Annotated in this window: 17 protein-coding genes and 1 pseudogene; 10 read left to right on the top strand and 8 right to left on the bottom strand. The window is 72.1% G+C overall.

Features of this window, described 5'->3' with window-relative positions:
- The first annotated feature begins 4 nt into the window (after positions 1 to 4).
- Positions 5 to 1,282, top strand: a complete 1,278-nt coding sequence (locus ACFW9Z_RS33435) for a Cmx/CmrA family chloramphenicol efflux MFS transporter (protein WP_384646931.1) — start codon at positions 5 to 7, stop codon at positions 1,280 to 1,282.
- Between the two features lie 33 nt (positions 1,283 to 1,315).
- Here ACFW9Z_RS33435 and ACFW9Z_RS33440 read toward each other — a convergent pair whose 3' ends face one another.
- Both ACFW9Z_RS33440 and ACFW9Z_RS33445 read right to left on the bottom strand, forming a co-directional pair.
- Positions 1,316 to 1,585, bottom strand: coding sequence for a DUF4031 domain-containing protein (locus ACFW9Z_RS33440; protein WP_384646867.1), 270 nt, complete (start codon positions 1,583 to 1,585; stop codon positions 1,316 to 1,318).
- The gene (locus tag ACFW9Z_RS33445) at positions 1,582 to 1,950 is read right to left on the bottom strand and encodes a hypothetical protein (protein WP_384646869.1); all 369 of its coding nucleotides are present in this window, start codon (positions 1,948 to 1,950) and stop codon (positions 1,582 to 1,584) included. Before ACFW9Z_RS33445 ends, ACFW9Z_RS33440 begins: the two co-directional genes overlap by 4 nt.
- 130 nt (positions 1,951 to 2,080) lie before the next feature.
- Here ACFW9Z_RS33445 and ACFW9Z_RS33450 point away from each other — a divergent pair, with 130 nt between their 5' ends.
- The 3 genes from ACFW9Z_RS33450 to ACFW9Z_RS33460 all read left to right on the top strand — a co-directional run bounded on the left by ACFW9Z_RS33450 (position 2,081) and on the right by ACFW9Z_RS33460 (position 5,835).
- Entirely contained in the window at positions 2,081 to 2,998 is a 918-nt protein-coding gene (locus tag ACFW9Z_RS33450; RefSeq protein WP_384646871.1) for a MurR/RpiR family transcriptional regulator, read from the top strand.
- A 109-nt stretch (positions 2,999 to 3,107) separates the two neighbouring features.
- The gene (gene murQ, locus ACFW9Z_RS33455) at positions 3,108 to 4,067 is read left to right on the top strand and encodes an N-acetylmuramic acid 6-phosphate etherase (RefSeq protein WP_384646873.1); all 960 of its coding nucleotides are present in this window, start codon (positions 3,108 to 3,110) and stop codon (positions 4,065 to 4,067) included.
- Between the two features lie 166 nt (positions 4,068 to 4,233).
- A complete protein-coding gene (locus ACFW9Z_RS33460; RefSeq protein ID WP_384646875.1) occupies positions 4,234 to 5,835 on the top strand; it encodes a PTS transporter subunit EIIC in 1,602 nt (533 codons plus the stop codon).
- A 73-nt stretch (positions 5,836 to 5,908) separates the two neighbouring features.
- Here the strand turns inward: ACFW9Z_RS33460 and ACFW9Z_RS33465 are convergent, their stop codons facing one another.
- Entirely contained in the window at positions 5,909 to 8,443 is a 2,535-nt protein-coding gene (locus ACFW9Z_RS33465) for an MFS transporter (RefSeq protein ID WP_384646877.1), read from the bottom strand.
- Between the two features lie 346 nt (positions 8,444 to 8,789).
- On the opposite strand from ACFW9Z_RS33465, the pseudogene ACFW9Z_RS33470 reads away from it, so the two are divergent.
- Positions 8,790 to 9,415 (top strand): annotated as a pseudogene (locus ACFW9Z_RS33470) (NADPH-dependent F420 reductase).
- 157 nt (positions 9,416 to 9,572) lie between these two features.
- On the opposite strand, the gene ACFW9Z_RS33475 reads toward ACFW9Z_RS33470, so the two are convergent.
- Complete coding sequence (locus ACFW9Z_RS33475; protein ID WP_384646879.1) at positions 9,573 to 10,190, bottom strand: Uma2 family endonuclease; 618 nt, start codon at positions 10,188 to 10,190, stop codon at positions 9,573 to 9,575.
- Positions 10,191 to 10,392: 202 nt separating this feature from the next.
- Here ACFW9Z_RS33475 and ACFW9Z_RS33480 point away from each other — a divergent pair, with 202 nt between their 5' ends.
- Both ACFW9Z_RS33480 and ACFW9Z_RS33485 read left to right on the top strand, forming a co-directional pair.
- Positions 10,393 to 12,312, top strand: coding sequence for a PP2C family protein-serine/threonine phosphatase (locus tag ACFW9Z_RS33480; RefSeq protein WP_384646933.1), 1,920 nt, complete (start codon positions 10,393 to 10,395; stop codon positions 12,310 to 12,312).
- A gap of 58 nt (positions 12,313 to 12,370) precedes the next feature.
- Complete coding sequence (locus tag ACFW9Z_RS33485; RefSeq protein ID WP_384646881.1) at positions 12,371 to 12,799, top strand: response regulator; 429 nt, start codon at positions 12,371 to 12,373, stop codon at positions 12,797 to 12,799.
- Between the two features lie 12 nt (positions 12,800 to 12,811).
- Here the strand turns inward: ACFW9Z_RS33485 and ACFW9Z_RS33490 are convergent, their stop codons facing one another.
- On the bottom strand, positions 12,812 to 15,244 hold the full coding sequence (locus ACFW9Z_RS33490; RefSeq protein ID WP_384646883.1) for an ATP-binding protein: 2,433 nt from the start codon (positions 15,242 to 15,244) through the stop codon (positions 12,812 to 12,814).
- 141 nt (positions 15,245 to 15,385) lie between these two features.
- Between ACFW9Z_RS33490 and ACFW9Z_RS33495 the strand changes: the two genes are divergently transcribed.
- Entirely contained in the window at positions 15,386 to 15,556 is a 171-nt protein-coding gene (locus ACFW9Z_RS33495; protein ID WP_384646885.1) for a DUF5670 family protein, read from the top strand.
- Positions 15,557 to 15,787: 231 nt separating this feature from the next.
- Positions 15,788 to 16,141, top strand: coding sequence for a PRC-barrel domain-containing protein (locus ACFW9Z_RS33500; protein ID WP_384646887.1), 354 nt, complete (start codon positions 15,788 to 15,790; stop codon positions 16,139 to 16,141).
- A gap of 196 nt (positions 16,142 to 16,337) precedes the next feature.
- Here ACFW9Z_RS33500 and ACFW9Z_RS33505 read toward each other — a convergent pair whose 3' ends face one another.
- Together ACFW9Z_RS33505 and ACFW9Z_RS33510 are read right to left on the bottom strand one after the other, a co-directional pair.
- Positions 16,338 to 16,574, bottom strand: coding sequence for a hypothetical protein (locus tag ACFW9Z_RS33505; RefSeq protein WP_384646889.1), 237 nt, complete (start codon positions 16,572 to 16,574; stop codon positions 16,338 to 16,340).
- Positions 16,564 to 16,806, bottom strand: a complete 243-nt coding sequence (locus ACFW9Z_RS33510; protein ID WP_384646892.1) for a hypothetical protein — start codon at positions 16,804 to 16,806, stop codon at positions 16,564 to 16,566. Before ACFW9Z_RS33510 ends, ACFW9Z_RS33505 begins: the two co-directional genes overlap by 11 nt.
- Positions 16,807 to 17,007: 201 nt before the next feature.
- On the opposite strand from ACFW9Z_RS33510, the gene ACFW9Z_RS33515 reads away from it, so the two are divergent.
- Positions 17,008 to 18,063, top strand: coding sequence for a LacI family DNA-binding transcriptional regulator (locus ACFW9Z_RS33515; protein ID WP_384646895.1), 1,056 nt, complete (start codon positions 17,008 to 17,010; stop codon positions 18,061 to 18,063).
- 216 nt (positions 18,064 to 18,279) lie between these two features.
- Here ACFW9Z_RS33515 and ACFW9Z_RS33520 read toward each other — a convergent pair whose 3' ends face one another.
- Positions 18,280 to 21,159 carry a glycosyl hydrolase gene (locus tag ACFW9Z_RS33520; protein WP_384646897.1) on the bottom strand — a complete coding sequence of 960 codons (2,880 nt, stop codon included), beginning with the start codon at positions 21,157 to 21,159 and terminating at the stop codon, positions 18,280 to 18,282.
- Positions 21,160 to 21,401 lie beyond the last annotated feature (242 nt).

Below are 21,401 nucleotides of genomic sequence, written 5' to 3' on the forward strand. Positions count from 1 at the left end.
GCCCATGCCCCTGGCCGTATACATCCTCGGTCTCTCGGTCTTCGCTCTCGGCACCAGTGAGTTCATGCTGTCGGGCCTGCTGCCGCCCATCGCGGACGACATGGACGTCTCGATCCCGCAGGCCGGACTCCTCATATCCGCCTTCGCGATCGGCATGGTGGTCGGCGCCCCGCTGCTCGCCGTGGCCACGCTGCGGCTGCCGCGCCGCACGACCCTGATCGCGCTGATCTCGGTCTTCGGCCTCGGGCAGGTCGCGGGCGCGCTGGCACCGACGTACGAGGTGCTCTTCGCCTCCCGGGTGGTGAGCGCGCTCGCCTGTGCGGGGTTCTGGGCGGTCGGGGCGGCGGTGGCCATCGCGATGGTCCCGGTGAACCAGCGGGCGCGGGCGATGGCCGTGATGATCGGCGGGCTGTCGATCGCCAACGTGCTGGGCGTGCCGATGGGCGCCTTCCTCGGCGAGCACCTCGGCTGGCGGTCGGCGTTCTGGGCGGTGGGCGTGGCGTCGGCGGTGGCGCTGGCCGGGGTCGTCACCCGTATCCCCCACATCCCGCTGCCGGAGAAGAAGCCGCAGCTCCGGCAGGAGCTGGCGATCTACCGGGACCGGCAGGTCTGGCTGGCGATCGTGATCACCGCGCTCGCGGCGGGCGGGGTGTTCTGCGCGTTCAGTTATCTGGCGCCGCTGCTGACGGATGTGGCGGGCCTGGATTCGGGCTGGGTGCCGTGGATCCTCGGCCTCTTCGGGGTCGGCGCGCTGATCGGTACGACGATCGGCGGCCGGGTCGCGGACGCGCACCTGTTCGGGGTGCTGCTCAGCGGGATCACGGCGTCCACGGTGTTCCTGGCGGCGCTGGCCCTGTTCGCCTCCAGCCAGGTCGCGGTCGTCGCGCTGGCGTTCCTGCTGGGCCTCTCGGCGTTCTTCACGGCCCCCGCGCTCAACGCCCGGATGTTCAACGTGGCCGGGGCCGCCCCGACGCTGGCCGGTGCCACGACGACGGCCGCGTTCAACCTGGGCAACACGAGCGGCCCCTGGCTGGGCGGCACGGTGATCGACGCGGACTTCGGCTTCGCGGCGACGGCATGGGCGGGCGCGGGGATGACGGTCCTGGCCCTGGCGGCCGTGGCGGTGTCACTGCGGCTCCAGCGCGGCGGGGGCGGCCTCTCGCGCTCGCGGCTGGTCGCGAAGGGCCCTGAACGGGAGGTCGCGATGGTCCCTGCCCCAGGGGAGGCCCCTATGACCGGCCCGAGGGAGGCCCCCATGACCGGCCCGAGGAGGACCCCATGACCACGCATGCCGCCCCTACGCCGCCGCTCGCCCCTACGCCGCCGGTCGCCCCTTCGGGCGCCGGAGCCCGGCAGCGGTGAGGCGGCGCACCAGCTCCTTCGAGCCGATCTCCCGCGCCCCCGCCCGTACGGCGTCCGCGTAGTACGCCTCCGGTACGTCGTAGTGGTCGCGCTCGAAGGCGCGCGGCGGGCAGCCGATCGCGGCGGCGAAGGTGTGCAGCTCCTCGAACGACACATCGCTGACCAGGTGCGACCAGAGACGGCCGTGTCCGGGCCAGGTGGGCGGGTCGATGTAGAGGGTCACCGCCGCAGTACCCCGCCCAGCTCCCCCACCGGCGCCACGGCCACCGCCGCCTTGACGCACACCCAGTGCGGGTCGGGCCCGAGCTCCGGCTCGACGTCCAGCGCGTGCGGCTCGTCCTCGGCGCAGGCGGGGCAGAGCGGCCACCGCCCGTACTTCTCCAGCAGGGCATCCTGGACGTCCTGGGCGATCAGCCCGGCGACGAACTCCGCTCCCTCGGGCCACTGCTCGACCCACCACCGGCGGTGCGTCACGGCGTCCTCGACGAGTGAGACGACGTCGGCCTCGGCGACATCGGACGCGACGAGATCGGCCATGACCAGCGCGCGGGCGGCGTGCAGCGCCTGCTCCAGGGGGTTCAGCTCCATGCCCCCCATTGTGCGCCCGCGTGCGCGAGGCGCTGCCAGAGGCAGGTACCAGAAGCAGGTACCAGAAGATGCCGACGGACAAGTACGAGGAGGGGTTGACGGACTCCCGGGGTGAAAATATCTTTCAGTTGTGACCCATGACGTGAAGGAAATTTTCAGCGGCGACTCCCCACCCGCCCCCGCGGCCCTCGCCGCCAAGGTGCGGACGCTCGCGCCCTCCATGACCCGCTCCATGCAGCTGGTGGCCGAAGCCGTCGCGGGCGACCCGGCCGGGTGCGCCGCCCTCACCGTCACCGGTCTCGCCGAGCTCACCGGCACCAGCGAGGCGACCGTCGTCCGCACCGCCCGCCTCCTCGGCTACCCCGGCTACCGGGACCTGCGCCTCGCGCTGGCCGGTCTCGCCGCGCACCAGGAGTCCGGCCGGTCGCCCGCCGTCACGGCGGACATCGCGGTGGACGACCCGATCGCGGAGGTCGTCGCCAAGCTGGCCTTCGACGAGCAGCAGACCCTCGCGGACACCGCCGCCGGGCTGGACACCGTCCAGCTGGGGGCCGCCGTCACCGCCGCCTCGACCGCCCGCCGCATCGACATCTACGGGGTGGGCGCCTCCTCCCTCGTCGGCCAGGACCTGGCTCAGAAGCTGCTCCGGATCGGGCTGATAGCCCACGCCCACACGGACCCGCACCTCGCGGTGACCAACGCGGTGCAGTTGCGTGCCGGAGACGTGGCGATAGCGATCACGCACTCCGGCTCGACCGGTGACGTCATCGAGCCGCTGCGGGTGGCGTTCGACCGGGGGGCGACGACGGTCGCGATCACCGGGCGGCCCGACGGGCCCGTATCGCAGTACGCGGACCATGTGCTGACCACGTCCACCGCGCGCGAGAGCGAGCTGCGCCCCGCCGCCATGTCGAGCCGGACGAGCCAGCTGCTGGTCGTGGACTGCCTGTTCATAGGCGTGGCCCAGCGGACGTACGAGACCGCCGCACCCGCCCTCTCCGCCTCCTACGAGGCCCTCGCCCACCGCCACAGCCCGCGCACCCGCTGACCGGCACCACTCACACCACCCGCCACCCGCCACCCGCCACCCGCCACCACCACTCACCACCCGCACCACCCGTACGCGTACGGCACCGAGAAAGCAGAGCGGCCCTCCCATGACCTCCACCACCGAAGCCTCCGGTACCGCCGACAGCTACGGCGAGCTCCGCGCCCACCTGGCCACGCTCACCACCGAGGCCTTCCGCCCCGAGTTCGCCGAGATCGACCGGCTGCCCACGGCGGAGATCGCGCGGATCATGAACGGCGAGGACGCCACCGTCCCCACCGCCGTCGCCGAGCGGCTGCCGCAGATCTCCGCCGCGATCGACGCCGCCGCCGAACGCACGGCCCGCGGCGGCCGGCTGATCTACGCGGGCGCGGGCACGGCGGGCCGCCTCGGGGTGCTGGACGCCAGCGAGTGCCCGCCCACCTTCAACACCGACCCCTCCGAGGTCATCGGCCTGATCGCGGGCGGCCCGTCCGCCATGGTGAAGGCCGTCGAAGGGGCCGAGGACAGCAAGGAGCTGGCCGCCGCCGACCTGGACGCGCTGAAGCTGACGGCGGACGACACGGTGGTCGGGATCTCCGCCTCGGGCCGTACGCCGTACGCGATCGGCGCGGTCGAGCACGCCCGGGCACAGGGCGCCCTGACCATCGGGCTCTCCTGCAACGCGGACTCGGCGCTCGCCGCCGCGGCGGAACACGGGCTGGAGATCGTCACCGGCCCCGAACTGCTCACCGGCTCGACCCGGCTGAAGGCGGGCACGGCGCAGAAGCTCGTCCTCAACATGATCTCGACGATCACGATGATCCGGCTCGGCAAGACGTACGGAAACCTCATGGTCGACGTCCGCGCCTCCAACGAAAAGCTCCGGGCCCGCTCCCGCCACATCGTCTCCCTCGCCACCGGGGCGTCCGACGCCGAGATCGAGGCCGCGCTCGCCGCCACCGACGGCGAGGTCAAGCACGCGATCCTCACCATCCTCGGCGGGGTCGACGGCCCCACCGCCGCCCGGCTCCTCGCCGAGTCGGACGGCCACCTCCGCGCCGCCCTCGCGGCCGTACGCACCACCTGACCAGCCCTTCCCACCCCCTCCCACCCCGGGGCACCCCTCCCGCCCCGGACTCAACAGGCACCCCGGGCACCCCTCCCACCCCGGAGCACCCCTCCCACCCCGGGCACAACAGGCACCGCAGGCACCGCAGGCACCACACCCCCCGCACAGCAAGGCACCCCGCACCATGGCCACAGAAGACAAGAACCGCGCCACCGCCGCCGCGATCCTGCCGCTCGTCGGCGGCGCCGCGAACGTCAGCTCCGTCGCCCACTGCATGACCCGCCTCCGCCTGGGTCTGCACGACCGGTCCCTCGTCGACGACGAGGCCCTGCGGGCCCTGCCCGCCGTGATGGGCGTGGTCGAGGACGAGACGTACCAGATCGTGCTGGGTCCGGGCACGGTCGCGCGGGTCACGCCGGAGTTCGAGCGCCTGGTGGCGGAAGCCCGCGAGGCAGCACCGGAATCCGTCACGGCTCCCGTCTCCGCCGATGATCTGGCGGCCCAGGGCGCGGCGATCAAGGCCCAGCAGAAGGCGAAGAACGCCACCCCCTTCAAGCTGTTCCTGCGCCGGATCGCCAATATCTTCGTACCGCTGATCCCGGCCCTCATCGGCTGCGGGATCATCGCGGGCCTCAACGGCCTGCTGGTGAACCTGGGGTGGCTGCCTGCCGTGACGCCCGCGCTGGCGGCGATGGCGTCCGGGTTCATGGCGCTGATCGCGGTGTTCGTGGGCTACAACACGGCGAAGGAGTTCGGCGGTACGCCGATCCTGGGCGGTGCGGTGGCGGCGATCATCGTGTTCCCGGGCGTGGCGAAGATCGACGCCTTCGGCCAGACCCTCTCGCCCGGCCAGGGCGGTGTGCTCGGCGCGCTGGGGGCGGCGGTGCTGGCGGTGTACGTGGAGAAGTGGTGCCGGAGGTGGGTGCCGGAGGCGCTGGACGTCCTGGTCACCCCGACCCTGACGGTGCTGATCTCCGGCCTGGTGACCATCTTCGGCCTGATGTACGTGGCGGGCGAGGTGTCGTCCGCGATCGGTACGTTCGCGGACTGGCTGCTCTCCAACGGCGGATCAGGCGCGGGCTTCGTGCTCGGCGGCCTCTTCCTGCCCCTGGTCATGCTGGGCCTGCACCAGGCGCTGATCCCGATCCACACGACCCTCATCGAGCAGCAGGGCTTCACGGTCCTGCTCCCGATCCTCGCGATGGCCGGGGCGGGCCAGGTCGGCGCGGCCATGGCGGTGTACTTCCGCCTCCCCCGCAACGAGTCGATCCGCCGCACCATCAGGTCCGCGCTCCCGGCGGGGCTGCTGGGCGTCGGCGAGCCCCTGATCTACGGCGTCTCGCTCCCCCTGGGCCGCCCGTTCATCACGGCGTGCGTGGGCGGCGCGTTCGGCGGCGGCTTCGTCGGCCTGTTCCACCAGCTCGGCGACACGGTCGGCTCGACCGCCATCGGCCCGTCCGGCTGGGCCCTGTTCCCCCTCCTGGACGGCAACCACGGCCTGGGCTCCACGATCGCGATCTACGCGGGCGGCCTGCTCACCGGGTACGTGGCCGGGTTCCTCGCCACGTACTTCTTCGGCTTCAGCCAGGACCTGCTGACGGAATTCAACGTCTCCCAGGCCCCGGCCCCGTCCACGGTCGCCGCCACGGGCGGCCCCCACCCGGCCCAGGACAGCGCCCCGACGGGAGGCCCCGGAGGCTCCGGGAACACCGGCGGCCCTGGTGGCCCCGGTGGCCCCGATGGCACGGACCCCGGCTCCCAGGAGAAGGCTCCGGCGGGGGTCTGACCTCCCGCTCCTGCCCCCGCCTCCCGCCTCTGCCCCCCGTCTCCCGCCTCCGCCCCCGGCTCCCGCTCCGGAGCTAACGCGACAGCGTCGGGGCCGACCAGGGCTCGGCGGGGGCGACGGTCCTCGCCGGGCCCTTGATCAGCACCCCTCCGAGCAGCGCCGCGACCGCCAGGACCCCGGCCGCCGCGTAGAAGATCGAGGGGTTGTCGTCCGACAGATGGAGAATCCCCCCGCCGAGCAGCGCGAACGCGAGCTCACCGCCCATGTTCTGGTGCACCATGACGAGGCCGCCCCGGCCGCCGACGTCTTGCGCGGCGATGCCGTCGGTGATGGTCGAGTAGAGGACCGTACCGGCCATGCCCAGGCCGAGGCCGACACCGACCATGCTGGGGAGGGCGCTGGAGACGGAGTCCTCGGCCAGTTGGACGGCCAGCACCCCCACCGCCACGAGCAGCAGACCCGCCACGAGCAGGACACGGGGGCCGAGGCGGGGCAGCAGCCGGGCGGAGACGGCCAGGGCGCCGATCAGGAACGCACCCGTCATCACCACGAAGGCACCAAGGGACGCGGGCGGGGCGAGGGACATCAGGAACACCCCGAGGAGTGACGTCACGGGCGCCAGGGCGAGCCCGGTCAGGAACAGGGTGAGCGAGGCGCCCAGACGGTCGCGGCCCCGGCCCGCGTACGTCGGCAGGATCGGGCCTGCCGCCCTCGACTGCTGCCAGGCGAAGGCGGCCAGCAGGACGGCACCGAGGACGAGGGCGGGGACCATCAGAGGCTCGCCCCACCGGCCCCAGCCGCCCAGCGCCTGAGCCAGGCCGAAGACGAGAGCCGCGGCCCCGAGGGTGCTCAGCAGCGCACCGGGGCCGTCGAAGCGGGCCGGAGTGCGGCCGCCCCGGTCGCGGACCAGGGCGGCGGTGCCGACGAGGGCGGTGAGGGCGAGCCCGGCGGTGATGTACAGGAAAAGGCTCCAGGCCGTCGACAGGGCGAGCGGCACGGTGATCAACAGGGCCAGGGCAGAACCGCCGAGGCCGACCACGGAGAAGATCCCGAGGGCCTTCCTGCGTTCCTTCGCCTCGGTGAACTGGGCGGCGACGAGGCCGAACGAGGCCGGGGCGATCAGGGCGGCGAAGACACCCCGCAGGACGACGCTCACCATCAGCGCATCGGGCCCGGTGGCCGTGGCGCCGACCACGACGGCCACCGTGAAACCGGTCAGGCCGATGAGCAGCGCCGTTCTGCGGCCGATGAGATCCGCGATGTGCCCGCCCACGAGCAGCAGCGAACAGAAGGCCAACGCGTAGCCGGCGTAGATCTGCCGCACGTCGTAGGCGGCGAGGCCCAGGTCTCCGACCATCTCGTACAGCAGCACGGACGTGCTCGACGCGTCGACCCACACGACCAGTTGCGCGAACGCCGCCATCGCCAGGCCCCACCAGCGCCGGGGGTTCGGCGCCCCACCGTCCCCCGCCGTACCGAGAGGCGCCGGGGCCGCCGGCGGGGTGGCGGGCGGCAGGGGGTACGAGGTCGGGAGGGGGTACGAGGCGGGCTCGGGACGGGTGCCCGGGTGAGCGGTCCATGCGCGAGGGTCGGCCTGCGCATGCGGGTCGGTCTGCGCACCGTGCACACGCGGGTCGGCCTGCGCACCGTGCACACGCGGGTCGGCCTGCGCACCGTGCGCGCGCGGGTCGGCCTGCGCGCCCCGCGCCTCCGGGGCGAAGTCCAGCAGTTCCGCTGCTTTGCGCCCGAGCTGGGCCAGCACCGAACCCGGCAGCCACTCGCCCGGCCGGTCCGTCGCCGTACGCTCGATCACCTGAGCCGTGGTGGGCCGCCGGGCCGGGTCCTTGTGCAGGCAGGCGCGTACGAGATCCAGCAGGGAGTCCGGTACGCCGGTCAGGTCGGGTTCTTCCTCCGCGATCCGGAACAGGTGCGCGTTGAGCCCGGTCTCCGTGGCGCCGAAGAGGAGGCGTCCGGTGGCGGCGTACACGAGGACCGCCCCGAGGCAGAACAGGTCGTTGGCGGGGGTGAGTTCATGGCCCCGCACCTGCTCCGGCGACATGAAGCCGGGGGATCCGATCAGCATGCCGGTGCGGGTCAGCAGGCTGTCGCCGCCGACGCTGTCCAGCGCCCGCGCGATGCCGAAGTCGATGACGCGGGGGCCGTCGACGGTCACCAGGACGTTCGACGGCTTGAGGTCGCGGTGGATCAGCCCCGCCCCGTGTACGGCCTGGAGGGCGAGGGCGAGGCGGTTGGCCAGGGTGTGGACCGAGTGTTCGGGGAGCGGGCCGAAGTCCTTGCCGACCACGGTGGTCAGGTCCGGGCCCGGGATGTACTGCGTCGCCACCCAGGGCGTCGCCGCGTCGGTGTCGGCGTCGAGCACGGCGGCCGTCCACTCCCCGCCCACCCGCCGGGCGGCGGCGACCTCACGGGCGAAGCGCCTGCGGAATTCCAGGTGCTGGGCGTGTTCGGCCTGCACGACCTTGACCGCGACCGTGCGGCCGAGATCGGACCGGCCCAGATAGACCAGACCCATCCCGCCCTCGCCGAGCCGGGCGATCAGGCGGTAGGGGCCGATGTGGGTGGGGTCCTGCCCCGTCAGTTGCTTCACGGTGGCGGGTTCAGCCCTTCGGGCCGGTCTCGGTACGGCTGTGCTCGAACTGGTCCTTGGCCATGTGACGGTCCCCCCGACGAACTACGGAGGTTCCAAGGTAAAGCAGTGATCCAAGGCGTCGGCAGGAATTGCCGAGAAGGCCAAGAAGGCCGAGAAGGCCAAGAAGGCCGAGAAGAAGGCAGCCGACTCCACGGGCCGCCCCTCCCCTCCTCTGCGTTCGGGGCCGATCGGACCCGATCCGATCGCACGGCTCGTCCGACCAACGGACTACGCCCCGGGTCCCGGCCCGCCCCCGCCTCCGGCCCGATCCGCCCCAGCCGCTCCGCTGGCTAGCGTCGTCCTCATGCGTATAGGACTGCTCGGCACCGGACATGTAGCCCGCGCCCTCGCCCACGGCTGGCGCGCCGCAGGACACGACGTCCTCCTCGGATCACGCCACCCGAAGGAGCGCACCGACCTCGGCCTCCCCGTGGGGAGCCTGGACGAGGTGGCCGCACACGCGGACGTGCTGGTCAACGCCACGCCGGGAGGCGTCTCCGTGGAGTTGCTGCACTCCATCGGGGCTCCGGCGCTGGCCGGGATCCCGCTGATCGACGTCGGGGTGGGCCTCTCCGACGACTTCACCGAGCTCACCCACCCCAACAGCAGCCTGGGCGAACTGATCCAGGAGGCCTTCCCGCTGACCCCCGTCGTCAAGACGCTCTGCACGATGGACTCCACCGCCATGACCGCCCCGGGCGAGCTCACCGAACCGGGCACGGTCTTCCTCTCCGGCGATGACGCCGAGGCCAAGCGGACCGTCGGCGGCCTCCTCGCGGACCTCGGCTGGCCGCCCTCCTCCCAGCTGGACATCGGCGGCATCACCACCGCACGCGGCCAGGAGCACTTCGCGTTCCTCTTCATGGGGCGGGCGGGGTGGGGTCCCACACCTTCAACATCAAGGTGGTGACGCGCCCGGATCTCCCCTAGCGGGTGTCGTCAGTGCAGCGCCGGTGATCAGCGTGGCGATGTCGCCGCTCCGGAACGAGGCGATGGAGAACAGGCTCACGTCCATCAGCCCCCGGTCCGGGTCACCGGCCCGGCCGAGGACGATCTGCCGCCGTACGAACGCGAAGAGGGCAGCCGCCTACGGAGCGGTGGGCCCCGGGAACTCCCCGGTCGGGAGCGACACGTCGAAGGGCGCCGGAACGTACAGCGGCTTGCCGAACGGCACCGCGTCCGCGCGCTTGAACGTGCCGTCCTCGTTCGGCTCCGTGAACAGCGTGGACATCGGGCCCCGCGTGTCGAACCGGTCGATCAGGAGGTACATCGGGACACCCGCACGCGCGTACGCGCGGTACTTCTTGGTCCGGTCCTCCCGCGCGTTGCCCTTGGACGTGATCTCGACGACGAGCAGCGCCTCGGCGGCGTCGAGCGGATCGCTGGTCTCCGGATCGGCCGTGTCGATCAGCTCGGTCGGCATGACGACGAGGTCGGGGACGTACAGCTTGCCGAGCGGTGCCACGTGGACGCCGAGGGTCTGGTAGATCCCGAGTCCTTCGGGAAGCCCTCGGTAAAGGCGTCGCTGCACCTTCTCCGCGATGCCGTTGTGATGCGCGTGCGGCGGTGGTACCAAGACGATCTGCCCCTCGTCGATCTCTGCGCGCCACCCCTCGGGCACGTCCAGTTCTCGCCATGTCTGGAGCAGGTAGTCCCACGCGCGCGCACCCGGTGCGTGACTGTTCTCGACGAACGCTGCGGTCATCGCGTGTCCCTTCTTCAGTGGCCTTGCCGAGAAAGCTAGATCGGAGGCTTCGCGGCCGTACGCCGCTTCTCCCAGCGTCCCACGAACGAGTGGCCGGGCACAGGAGAGCACACCCACCCGTGATCCCTCCCACGGCATGAATTCCGGCCCGCCGGTCATACTGGCCGAGGACGGAGACGAGACGGCGGCGGAGGGCGGGGACATGGTCGACGACACCTGGTCCGGTGCGCTGCACCGGCTCTGGCAGGCGGCTTCGCGGGCCGAGGAGGTCGCGGCGCTGGCGGACGACGTCTACGCGCCGCTCCTCGCCACCCCGGGGGCCCTCCTCGTCGTGGGCACGCGGTGGGACGAGAAGCAGGTCCTGCGGTACATGCGGGCCCTGAGCACCGGAAGCGACGCCCCGGTGATCGTCGCCACCTCGCGGTCGATGCCGGAGGCGGCCGTACGGGAGCCGGGCGACGAACCCGTGGTGACCCGGGCGGCCGTGGCCGGGCTGGACGACGCGGTGTGGCCGGAGGCGGAGTTCCTGCGGCAGGCGCCGGGGGCCTCCGTCGTGGCCTGCACGTTCCGGCTCGACCACCGGGGCTGGGCCACGCTCGGCGTCGCCGTGGACGCCTCGGCCGACCTGGCCGTGGTCGAGAGCCGGCTGACGCAGGCCGTCGACGTCATCGTGGGCTGCCACACCGGCATCCTCCAGCGCGGCCGCGAGGTCCGCCGGGGCGCGGACGACGCGCTGCTCGCCGAGGCCTCGCTCCAGATGGACTCGTCCCTCGACGTGGAGGACACCCTGCGGCGGGTGGCCCGGATCGCCGTTCCGGCCGTCGCCGACGGATGTCTCGTACATCTGCTGCGCGGCGAGGGTCCGGAGTTCGTCGCCGCCACGCACGTCGCCGTCCAGCAGCAGCGCGCCCTGGAGGAGGCGGGCCGCGACGACCCGTGGCTGGCGGCGCTGCTCGCGGGGCGGGGCGAGGACGAGGACACGGTGTTCCTGAGCGGCGCCGCCCTGGACGGCTCACCCTTCGCGGATGCGGGCGGGGTGGGCGGTGCGGGTGGGACGGCTGGTGCGGTCGGCACACCCAGCGCAGGCGGCACACCCGGCACAGGCGGCGCCCCCGGCACAGGCGGCACAGGCGGCACACCCGGCACCGGGCTGCCCGGAAGCCCCAGTGGTCACCCCACCGTCGTCAGCGTCAGCGCGCTCCGCGCCCGGGGCCGTGTGGTCGGCAGCATCACCTTCGTCTACCAGCGGCCCGAGGCCCGGCTGCCGGACAGCGCCTTCCTCCGCAGCCTCGCCACCCGGGCCGCGCTCGCCATCGACAACGCCCTCCTCTACGAGCTCCGCCGCCACGCCGTCCTCTCCCTCCAGGAGCACCTGCTCCCCTCGCAGCTCCCAGTCACCGACCAGTGGGACCTGTCCGCGAGTTACGAGGTCGGCGACCCCATGCTCGACGTGGGCGGCGACTTCTACGACGCCGTGCCCAGACCCGACGGCAGCATCGCCCTCCTGATCGGCGACGTCTGCGGACGCGGCGCGGAGGCGGCCGCCCTCACCGGACTGGCCCGCCACACCCTGCGCACCCTGCTGGAGGAGGGCACCGACCCCGGCACCGCCTTGAGCCGGCTCAACCGGGCCCTGCGACAGGAGCGGGCGAGCCGCTTCCTCACCGCGGTCGTCGCGACGCTGACGCCCCGGGCCGACGGCACGGCGCTGCTCACCACGTGCAGCGCGGGGCACCCCTCGCCCCTGGTGCTCCGCAGCGACGGCACGGTCTCCGAGGTGCTCTCCGGCGGACTCCTCCTCGGCGTCCTGGACGACGTCTCCTACGAGAGCCACGAGGAGCGACTCGCCCCGGACGACACCGTGGTGCTGTTCACCGACGGGCTGACGGAGTCCCGGGAAGCGGACGGCACCTTCTTCGAGAGCGTCCTGCCCGGCCGGCTCGCCGCCCTCCGCGGCTTCGGCGCCGCACACATCGCGGAGAGCCTGGCCCGGCAGGCCAAGGTGTTCCGCGCCTCCGGTCAGGATGACATCGCCCTGCTCGTGGCCCGCTGGACCGGCATCACACCGGACACCGGCCTCCTCCCCCACCACCTCCACCTCGAACAGGCGGCCCTGCGATGAACACCCGTACCGGCTGGGCCAGGCCCGGCACCCGTACCGGCGGACAGGCAGGGCACCGATGAACAGCGACGGACTGATCCTCGTCGTGGAGGACTCGGAGGAGGACACCGAGGCCATCCAGCGGGCCCTGGCCCGCTCCCACCCCTCCCTGCACGTGGAGTTCGCCCCCCGCAGCGACGCCGTCGTGCCCCGCCTCCTCGACCCCGCCGCCCGTACGCCGGACCTGGTGCTGCTCGACCTCAACATGCCCGGCATGAACGGCCTGACGCTGCTCTCGCACCTGCGCGGGCACGCCGCGTGCGCCTCCCTGACGGTGATCGTCTTCACCTCGTCCACCTCCTCGGCCGAGGAGGACGCGTGTTACGCGGCGGGGGCGGACAGCTACATCTACAAGCCGGTCAACTTCGAGCTGTTCCAGACGGTTCTGCGGGGTGCGGTCGACTTCTGGATGACGCAGAAGACGGACGGCGGGCCGCCCGCCGGGTAACCCACGCCCCCGTCACTCACCCGACGGGGAATCCGCCCCACCCAGCGTGAACCACACAGCCGTCCCCGGACCGCCACCCTCCGTAGCCGGAGCCGTAGCCGTAGCCGTAGCCGTAGCCGTGGCCGGGCTCTCCAGCCACAACCGGCCCCCATGCCGTTCCACGATCCGCTTGACCACGGCGAGGCCCACGCCCGAGCCGCCGCCCCGCTCCTCGCGGCGGTGCAGCCGACGGAACAGCTGGAGGACGTCCTCCTGCTGCTCGGGCGGGATCCCGATGCCGTTGTCCCGTACGACGACGGCCGTCTCCGGCCGTCCCTCCTCACCCGGCGGCACCACGGAGACCGCCTCCACCCACACCGACCGCTCCCCCGCACCCTCGTCCGCCGCGTACTTGGCCGCGTTGACGAACAGGTTCTCCAGCACCTCGCGCAGCCGCTCCCGGTCCGCGCGCAGCCGGGGCAGGGCGGCCGGGCGCACCACCCTCACCCCCTGCTCGGCCAGCCGGTCCCCGGCCACGAGCAGCGCGTCGTCCACCACCTCGTCCAGCGACAACTCCTCCCGCTCCAAACCCACTTGACCAAGGCGCGAGAAGTGGAGCAGCGAGTCCAGCAGCCCGTCCATGCGCTCCGCGAGCCGCCGAACCGTGGTGAGCCGGCGCAACGAGGTGGCGTCCAGTACGGAACCGGCGTCCTCGACGATGAAGGCGGCCGCGTTCGAGATCCCCCGCAACGGCTCCTTCAGGTCATGGGCCGCCGCGTGCGCGAAGGAGTCCAAGTCCTCGTTGGTCCGGGCGAGTTCGGTGTTCCGCGCCTCCAGCTCCGCCAGGTGTCGGCTCAGCAGGCCCGACATCTCCCGCCACAGCTCCCCGGCGGCGACCCGCTGCGCAGGCGTCCACGGCTCGCTCCGCCCGCGTACGGTCGCCCGGTAGACGGCGGCGGAACCGCGCGGGGTCAGCCGCTCACCGCCCGGCCCCGTCCGCACCGGGCGCGCCGGATCGGCGGCCCACTCCCGGGGCGCGGGCCGTTCACGGCGCCACCACGCGAGCAGGCCGCCGTCCCGGTTGAAGGGAAGGAAGAGGAGGCCCGCGGGCAGCCCCTGCGCCTCCGCGTCCGCCGGATCGAGCCCCAGCACCTCCGGCACCCGGTCGCTGCTCCACACCTCGCCCACCGGACCCACGCCCGCCAGCCGCTCCAGCAGTCCGGGCAGCCCGGTGGGGACCGGGTCCCCCGTCGTCAGGGTCTCCGTACCCCGGAGCAGCAACGCCCCGTCGGCGTTCAGGAGTTCGGCCACTCCGGAGCCGGGGCGCATCAGCGCTTCCGGCGCCTGGGAGGTGAGCCGGACCAGCAGCGTGGCGAGCGCCCGACGGTACCCGGACAGCTCGTCGGCCTGCTCGCGCTCGGCGACGGCCGCCAGTTGCAGGGACAGCGCGATCCCGAAGAACTCGCAGGCCGCCCGCACTTCGGGGGTCAGCCGCCTCGGCTCGTCGCCGTGACAGGCGATCAGCCCCCACAACTCGCCGTCGCGCAACAGCGATACCGACATGGACGAGGCGACACCGATGTTGCGCAGGTACTCCAGGTGGTAGCCGGAGACCGTACGGAGTGTCGAGCCCGACAGGTCCAGCGGCTCCCCGGTCCCCTCCCGCCGCTCGGGCAGCAGCCCCACCGTCGCGTCGTCCACGTCACCGATGACCCGGATCCAGTTGCGGGCGTAGAGGCGGCGGGCCTGCGGCGGGATGTCACTGGCCGGGAACCACAGCCCCAGCCACGGCTCCCGCCCCTCGGTACGCGCCTCCGCGATGACCTGACCGGGCCCTTCGGCGCCGTCGAACCGGTACGCCACCACCCGGTCGTACCCGGTGAGCGCCTGCACCTCCCGTACGGCGGCCGCACAGCACTCGGTGACATCGGCGGCACCCTGGAGCCGGTGCAGGGCACGCCGCACCCGGGGATAGAAGTTCTGGAACACGAACGGCCCCTCCGCCGCCCGCGGTTCGAACTCCAGCACCAGCAACTCCGCCACCCGGTGGACGGTCACGTCGAAGAGCCGGGCCCGACCGTCGCCCGACTCCAGCGAGAGGGACAGCACCCCGGAGGCAGCGGGCCCGTCCGAAGAGCCGGCGGGCCCCTCCGCCTCCGTGCTCTCCCGCGCCAGCGCCCACTGCTCCTCCCCGATCAGCTCCGTGACCGGCCGCCCCACCAGCTCCTCGGCCGCCCGCCCCAGCACCTCCCCCGCGTTCCGGCTCACCGTGTCCACCACGGAGTCCCGCAGCCGGGCGGCGACCAGGGCGCCGTACGACTGCACGCCGCCGAGCAGATGGATGGGCTCCCGCACGCACTGGGAGAGGTCGAACTCCTGGCTCACACCGGCCTCGGCCGCCACCGCTTTCGGGGAGAGCCATCCCCGTACCTCGTCGGATCCCCGTACCTCGTCGGACACTGCCATCCCTCCGTCCCGGCGACCGTCGCCCCGCTCGTGCCTTCGCTCACGCCTTCCTACCACGTGAAGAAAAAATAAAAACGATCGACGGCTGCGGCGTGTAGGGAAAGGGATGCCGGGAACCTGATTTTCCGGAGGTTGATAAAAATGGTTCCCCTGATTCTCGTTCTTCTGCTCATCCTGCTTCTCTTCGGCGCCGGATTCGCCCTTGACCTTCTCTGGTGGATAGCCGTGATCGTCCTGGTCGTCTGGATCGTGGGCTTCTTCGTCCGGCCCGCCGGAGGTGGCGGCCGACGGGGTCGGTGGTACCGCTGGTAGGCATTTCCGACCAGCGTAAACGGGGCTGGGGCCGGGCTGATGCCCGGCCCCAGCCCCGTCGGTGCCACCTCGGAGAACCGCCCATGTGTAGGCCGGGATTCCCCGGGCACACGAAACTCAGCGGACCTGTCAACAATTCACCGACGAACCGACGAAACGCACGAACCAACGATACGCACGAGCCGACGCGAGCCATTACGAGCTGAATTGACCTTCGCGAAAGGGGCCACAATGAGCGACTCCCTGTGGGGCTACCAGCCGTCGAGCGGTCACACCGCGGGCGCCGATCTCTCCGGATATACGGTGGAGGCGACCGACGGCAGCATCGGCAAGGTCGACAAGCACTCCGACGAGGCCGGTTCCGCCTATCTGCTCGTCGACACCGGGGTATGGATCTTCGGCAAGGACGTCCTGCTCCCGGCGGGCACGGTCCGGCACATCGACACGGAGGACCGCAAGGTCTACGTGGACCTCACCAAGGACCAGGTCAAGGACTCGCCGGAGTTCGACCGCCACCGGCAGACCGAGGACCCGGGCTACCACGCCCAGGTGTCCGCGTACTACCTGGCCTTCCGCATCATGTGATCCACCGACCCACGTACACCCGCGCACGCACGCGCACACCCGCGTACGCACTCGTACACCCGCGTGCACGCGTCCCGCTTCCCGCTTCCCGCTTCCCGCGACGCGCGTTCGCCCCCGAACGGCGGCGGGCCCGACCCCGAGAAGGGGCCGGCCCCGCCGCCTCACGCGCGCGCCCACCAGTGCCCCCCCCCAGAGCTCAACGCGGCAACTGCCCCTCCCGGTTGATCTCCGTCACCCGGGCCCGCAGCACCACCCCCGGCGGCGCCGGCCGAACGGACTCCGACGGGCAGGACCACTCCGGCCCCCCGCCCGGCGGCCGCAGCCGCACGTCCTCACCGGCCAGGCCGATCACCCGGCCCACGCGCCCGTCCCGGCCGTCCACCGCGAACGCCCCCGCCTCGGGCGTACCCGACTGAACTCCCTCACCCGCCATGACCGCTCTCCTTCTCCGCCAGCACCTCGCACAGCCGCAGCGCGGTGTCGATGTTGCAGCGGCCCAGCTCGACCAGGGGCGTCGGCTCGTTGCCCGCGCACGAGACGGGATCGACCCGCAGCGAAGGCAGCGTCACACCCACTCCGGCGAGCCCTTCCTTCAGCTGTGCCACCGCGTCCTCCGCCGTCCGCACTCTCTCCGCCGCCGCTCTGCGCCGCTCCGTCGCTTCCATGCTGCACACCTTCCACTCTGAGTAAGGGCCATGCCTACCCAGCGTGTCCAACGCTCACCGGGCCAGGAAGAGGCGCCCATTCCGCTTGAAAGCGCTCTCAGCGGTGCCACCGCCCCGGCGCTAGGCTGTAGACGATCCGGCGACGGCACGGCCTGCCCCACCCGCGCGTGCCGCCGCCCCCGTCGACGAGGAGCGACCGCCTTGCCCGAGCAGTCCCCCGGGTCCCGGCCCACCCTGGAAGCCGTCGCGGCACGTGCGGGGGTCTCCCGGGCCACCGCCTCGCGGGTCGTCAACGGGGGCGACGGGGTCCGAAAACCGCTGGTCGACAAGGTGCTCCGGGCGGTCGACGAGCTCGGCTACATCCCGAACCACGCGGCCCGGACCCTGGTGACCCGGCGGACGGGCGCGGTGGCGGTCGTCATCGCGGAGCCGGAGATACGGATCTTCTCGGACCCCTTCTTCTCGCAGCAGATCCGGGGCATCAGCAAGGAGTTGACCGCCCACGACACCCAGCTCGTCCTGCTGCTGGTGGAGGGGCCCGGCGACTTCGAACGGATCGCGCGCTACCTCTCCGGCGGCCACGTGGACGGCGCGCTCGCCTTCTCCCTCCACACCGACGACCCGCTGCCCGCGATCACCCGGCGGGCCGGGATTCCGACGGTGTACGGGGGCCGGCCGAGCTGGACCGCCGGCCCCGGTGACCAGGCCGTTTCCTATGTGGACGCCGACAACCGGGGCGGGGCGCGGGTCGCCGTGCAGTATCTGCGGGACCTCGGCCGGGAGCGGATCGCGCACATCGGCGGGCCGCCCGACCAGACCTCCGCGATGGACCGGCTCGACGGCTACCGGGACGTGCTCATCGACGTGGACCCGACGCTGGTCGTCGAGGGCGCGTTCACCGTGGAGAGCGGGGCGCGGGCGATGGCCGCACTGCTGGAGCGGCGGCCCGACCTGGACGCGGTGTTCGTCGCCAACGACCTGATGGCCTCGGGCGCGCTGCGGGTCCTGCGGGAGCGCGGGGTGGCGGTGCCGGAGCAGGTGGCGCTCGTCGGGTTCGACGACATGGCCGGGGTGGCCGAGGAGACCGACCCGCCGCTGACCACCGTCGCCCAGGACATCGAGGGCCAGGGCCGGCTGATGGCCCGGCTGCTGCTGCGCGGCCTGGACCGGGTCAGGGACCGGGACCGTACGGGGAACGGCTCGGCACCGGACTCGGTGATCACCCCGACGACGCTGGTACGACGCGCCTCGGCGTAATCCCCTGAACGAGTACGGCGGGCCTCCGCCCTGAGGAGCCGGAGACCCGCCGCACCGATCGTGCCCGTACATCGACGTCTTACGCGTACGGGACCGCGCACCCCTGTACGTACGGGACCGCGCCCCGCACGTACAGGGTCGGACGTCTCACACGTACAGGGTCAGACGTCTCACACGTACGGGGTCAGACGCCCCGCACGTACAGGGTCGGACGTCTCACACGTACGGGATCCTCAGCACCGCCGCGTCCGTCCCCGTCTGTACCCGGGACGCGCCGTTGCCGAGCGCGTTCCAGATCTCCAGGCGGACCGTGCCGTTCCTGAGTTCGCCCAGGCTGCCGGTGGTCGCCTGCGCGCCGACCGCCTGCGTGTACTCCTCCCACCCGTTGACCGGGTCGGTCGCGAAGTAGCGGAAGGTCTCGGTGCGGTCGAAGGTGCCGTCGCCGGTCAGGTCGTAGCTGACCCGGACCTGCGGGGCGAGCCCGACCGTCGTCCCCGCGTCCACCCGGAGGCGGAACGCGGTGGCGGCCCCGGCGGAGACCTTGCCGTTGACCTGCTTCACCTCGTAGACGGTCGGGCGGTACGGGGTGCCGTCCCGGTTCACACCGTCGGCCGAGGCGATGGTGTCCGCGCCCGCCGGGTCGGTGGTGGCGGTGGTGAGGACGCCGCCGGTCTTCAGGCGGAAGGTGTTGCCGGTGGACGGATTGCCGGGCTCCCCGGGCTCTTCCGGGTCGGGGTCGGACCCCCCGGGTCCCGTACTGACGGCCGCCGAACGGGCCGGTACGGAAAGGGTCTTGCCGTCCGAGAAGGTCACCGTACGGGTCGAGGAACTGTGGTTGTGGGCGGTGTACGTACGGGTGCCGTTCTTGGCGAAGACGGCGGAGGTCGGCAGATCGCCGCTGACCGTCATGTCCGGGGCGCCGAGCGTGTTGAGGGTGTTGATCCAGTGGTACGTATGGGCCTTGGACTCACCCTCCTCCGGGGTGTAATTCCCGTTCGCGCCATCCCACTTGGCCTTGGCCGACGCCGGGTCGGAGAGCGCCTCGAACTCCCAGAGCAGGTCGCGCCACTCCTGGGCCGGCCCGCCGTTCTCGCGCTCCATCTCGGCGATGTTCCGCTTGATGGCAGCCTTCTCACGGGCCAGGTGGAGTGAACCCCCGGTCACCGGAAGGACGTTGATGCCGTGGATCTCCTCCGGGTTCGCCGTCCACCAGGTGGAGTACGAGGCACCGCTGCCCCAGACCATGCCGACCGTTCCGTACCGGTACGAGGCGGGGAAGACCTGCTCGTCCGCGTCGAACCAGTACTGGGTGATCGCCTCGGACTCGGTCGTCAGCAGGTAACTCCCCAGATCGCGCAGGGCGTTGTCACCGGTCGCCGCACCCCAGAGCACGAGCCCGGCGCTGAGGTTGATGGACTCCGACGAGGACTCCTGGTTGTTGCCCGCCGCGAAGCCCTGGTGGCCGGAGGCCCAGCTGTGACCCGCGTACACGTCGAAGCCGCGCAGGAAGGGGTAGGCCGAGTCGGTGCGGCTGGGGTTGGCGGTGTCGCGGATCAGGTGCTTGACCATCGTGCCCCAGGCCGAGTCGGCCGCCCAGGCCTGGTCGTACTGGGCGATGATCGCCGCCGCGTAGACGTAGTAACTGTAGTGGAAGTGGTGGTCGTTGAGCTCGGTGTCGCTGCCGTACGAGGCCGGGTAGCCAGTGAGGGTCTTCCAGTCCTTGTCGTAGCTGAACTCACTGGCCCCGCCCGCCGTGAACCACTCCTGCATCCGGCCCTTCATCAGGCCGAGGAGCTTGTCGCGGGTGGCGGTCTCGCCGATCTGGTCGGCTATGGGCACCAGTTGGGCGAGGCGGCCGAGCGCCTTGCCGGTCCAGTACGTGTCCGAGGCGCCCGAGAACGGGTCGGAGGCGTTGGCCACCTCGTTGAGATAGCCGGTCAGCCGGGCCTTGTCGACGCCGCTGGAGGCGGGCAGGGCGGGCACCACACCGTTGTTCCGCTGGCTGGTGGTGAAGGAGGCGGACTCCCGCACCTTCATCGTGCCGCGCGGTGAGACGTACGTGTACGGGGTCAGCGCGTCGGTGGTGTGCAGCCACTGGTGGCGGTACAGGGCCTGGAGCGTGCCCCGTTCCGTACCCTCCCTGGCCTCCGTGGTCAGGGTGTAGGTCGCCCGCACGTTCCCGCCGGTGGTCTGCCAGGCCACCTGGGAGCCGGTGACGAAGCTGAAGGCGTACTTGCGGTAGGTCGCGAGCGCGTCCGTGGAGGGCAGGACGGCGAGCGAGAAGTAGTCCTTGCCCGCGAGCCCGGCGGTGATCGTGGTGCCGGAGATGTTCCAGTCGGCGCCGGTCGGGGCGAAGAGGGCGTAGTGGTGTCCGGCGACGGTGATGCCGAGGACGTTGCCCTGGTCGGCGAAGACCGTGGGCGCGGAGGCGGTCGTGACGCGGGCGTCGCCGCCGGACCCCTTGGCGTACACGAACGGCATGCCGTGGCCGATGGTGGCCCGGAAGGTGCGGGAGCCGTCCGCCCAGTACGGGGTGACCGTCCAGTCGGACCAGTCGTCGGCCTTGGTGTCGGGGGAGTTCAGGCCGGTGAGGCCGATGGTGAGGTCGGCCTTGTGGGCGTACTCGTACTGCCGGCCGTCCCCGACGATCGCGGGCGTGGTCGGGTAGCCGACCTCCAGGCCGCCGGAGGTCGCCTGGTAGGTGAGGGGGTGCCCGTACATGGGGGTCGAGTACGGGTTGTCGCCGTAGCGCTGGAAGGCGAGCGAGGACCACCAGTCGTTGGTCGGGACCGGCTTGTCCCGGGCGGCGGCGGTGACCTTGGGGGTGACGGGCGCGCCGGTGTTCGTCGTGGGTCCCGACGTACCGGCCGGGCGGGTGTCGGTGTAGCTGCCGGAACCCGCGGGGATGGTGGCGGCGGCCGCGGGGGAGGCGGCCGGGCCCAGGCTGACGGCGGCCAGGGCGATGGCCAGGAGCGTCGCCGCGGCGAGGCGGGGAGCGGACCTGGGGGCGGATCCGGGGGCAGATCCCGGGGCGGACCTGGAGGCGAGTCCGGAGAGGGAGGCTTGCACGAGCAGCACCTCGATCTTGTTCATCATGGGGGGGGCGAAGAGCGCTTCCGGGACCTTCGGGACCTTCAGGGCCTCAGAACCCTTCGAGAGCGCTCTCAAGTGCCATGGAACGTAAAACTCCTGAAACCTCAGTGTCAAGAGAACGCACACAGAAGCCAGTTGGGCGGGAGCCGGGCGTAACACCAAGCTGTTATGCGTTCGAGTCTTGACGGCGAGGGGGCGGTGGGGGACGCTCCAGACGCAGGATTTGAGAGCGCTCTCAATTGCGC

The organism is Streptomyces sp. NPDC059452 (assembly GCF_042750035.1).
Classification (GTDB): Bacteria; Actinomycetota; Actinomycetes; order Streptomycetales; family Streptomycetaceae; genus Streptomyces.

Coding starts and splice junctions, on each gene's coding strand:
- ACFW9Z_RS33435 (WP_384646931.1), top strand. CDS start 5: ATGCCCCTGGCCGTATACATCCTCGGTCTCTCGGTCTTCGCTCTCGGC.
- ACFW9Z_RS33445 (WP_384646869.1), bottom strand. CDS start 1,950: ATGGAGCTGAACCCCCTGGAGCAGGCGCTGCACGCCGCCCGCGCGCTG.
- murQ (WP_384646873.1), top strand. CDS start 3,108: ATGACCTCCACCACCGAAGCCTCCGGTACCGCCGACAGCTACGGCGAG.
- ACFW9Z_RS33460 (WP_384646875.1), top strand. CDS start 4,234: ATGGCCACAGAAGACAAGAACCGCGCCACCGCCGCCGCGATCCTGCCG.
- ACFW9Z_RS33475 (WP_384646879.1), bottom strand. CDS start 10,190: ATGACCGCAGCGTTCGTCGAGAACAGTCACGCACCGGGTGCGCGCGCG.
- ACFW9Z_RS33480 (WP_384646933.1), top strand. CDS start 10,393: ATGGTCGACGACACCTGGTCCGGTGCGCTGCACCGGCTCTGGCAGGCG.
- ACFW9Z_RS33485 (WP_384646881.1), top strand. CDS start 12,371: ATGAACAGCGACGGACTGATCCTCGTCGTGGAGGACTCGGAGGAGGAC.
- ACFW9Z_RS33490 (WP_384646883.1), bottom strand. CDS start 15,244: ATGGCAGTGTCCGACGAGGTACGGGGATCCGACGAGGTACGGGGATGG.
- ACFW9Z_RS33495 (WP_384646885.1), top strand. CDS start 15,386: ATGGTTCCCCTGATTCTCGTTCTTCTGCTCATCCTGCTTCTCTTCGGC.
- ACFW9Z_RS33500 (WP_384646887.1), top strand. CDS start 15,788: ATGAGCGACTCCCTGTGGGGCTACCAGCCGTCGAGCGGTCACACCGCG.
- ACFW9Z_RS33505 (WP_384646889.1), bottom strand. CDS start 16,574: ATGGCGGGTGAGGGAGTTCAGTCGGGTACGCCCGAGGCGGGGGCGTTC.
- ACFW9Z_RS33510 (WP_384646892.1), bottom strand. CDS start 16,806: ATGGAAGCGACGGAGCGGCGCAGAGCGGCGGCGGAGAGAGTGCGGACG.
- ACFW9Z_RS33520 (WP_384646897.1), bottom strand. CDS start 21,159: ATGATGAACAAGATCGAGGTGCTGCTCGTGCAAGCCTCCCTCTCCGGA.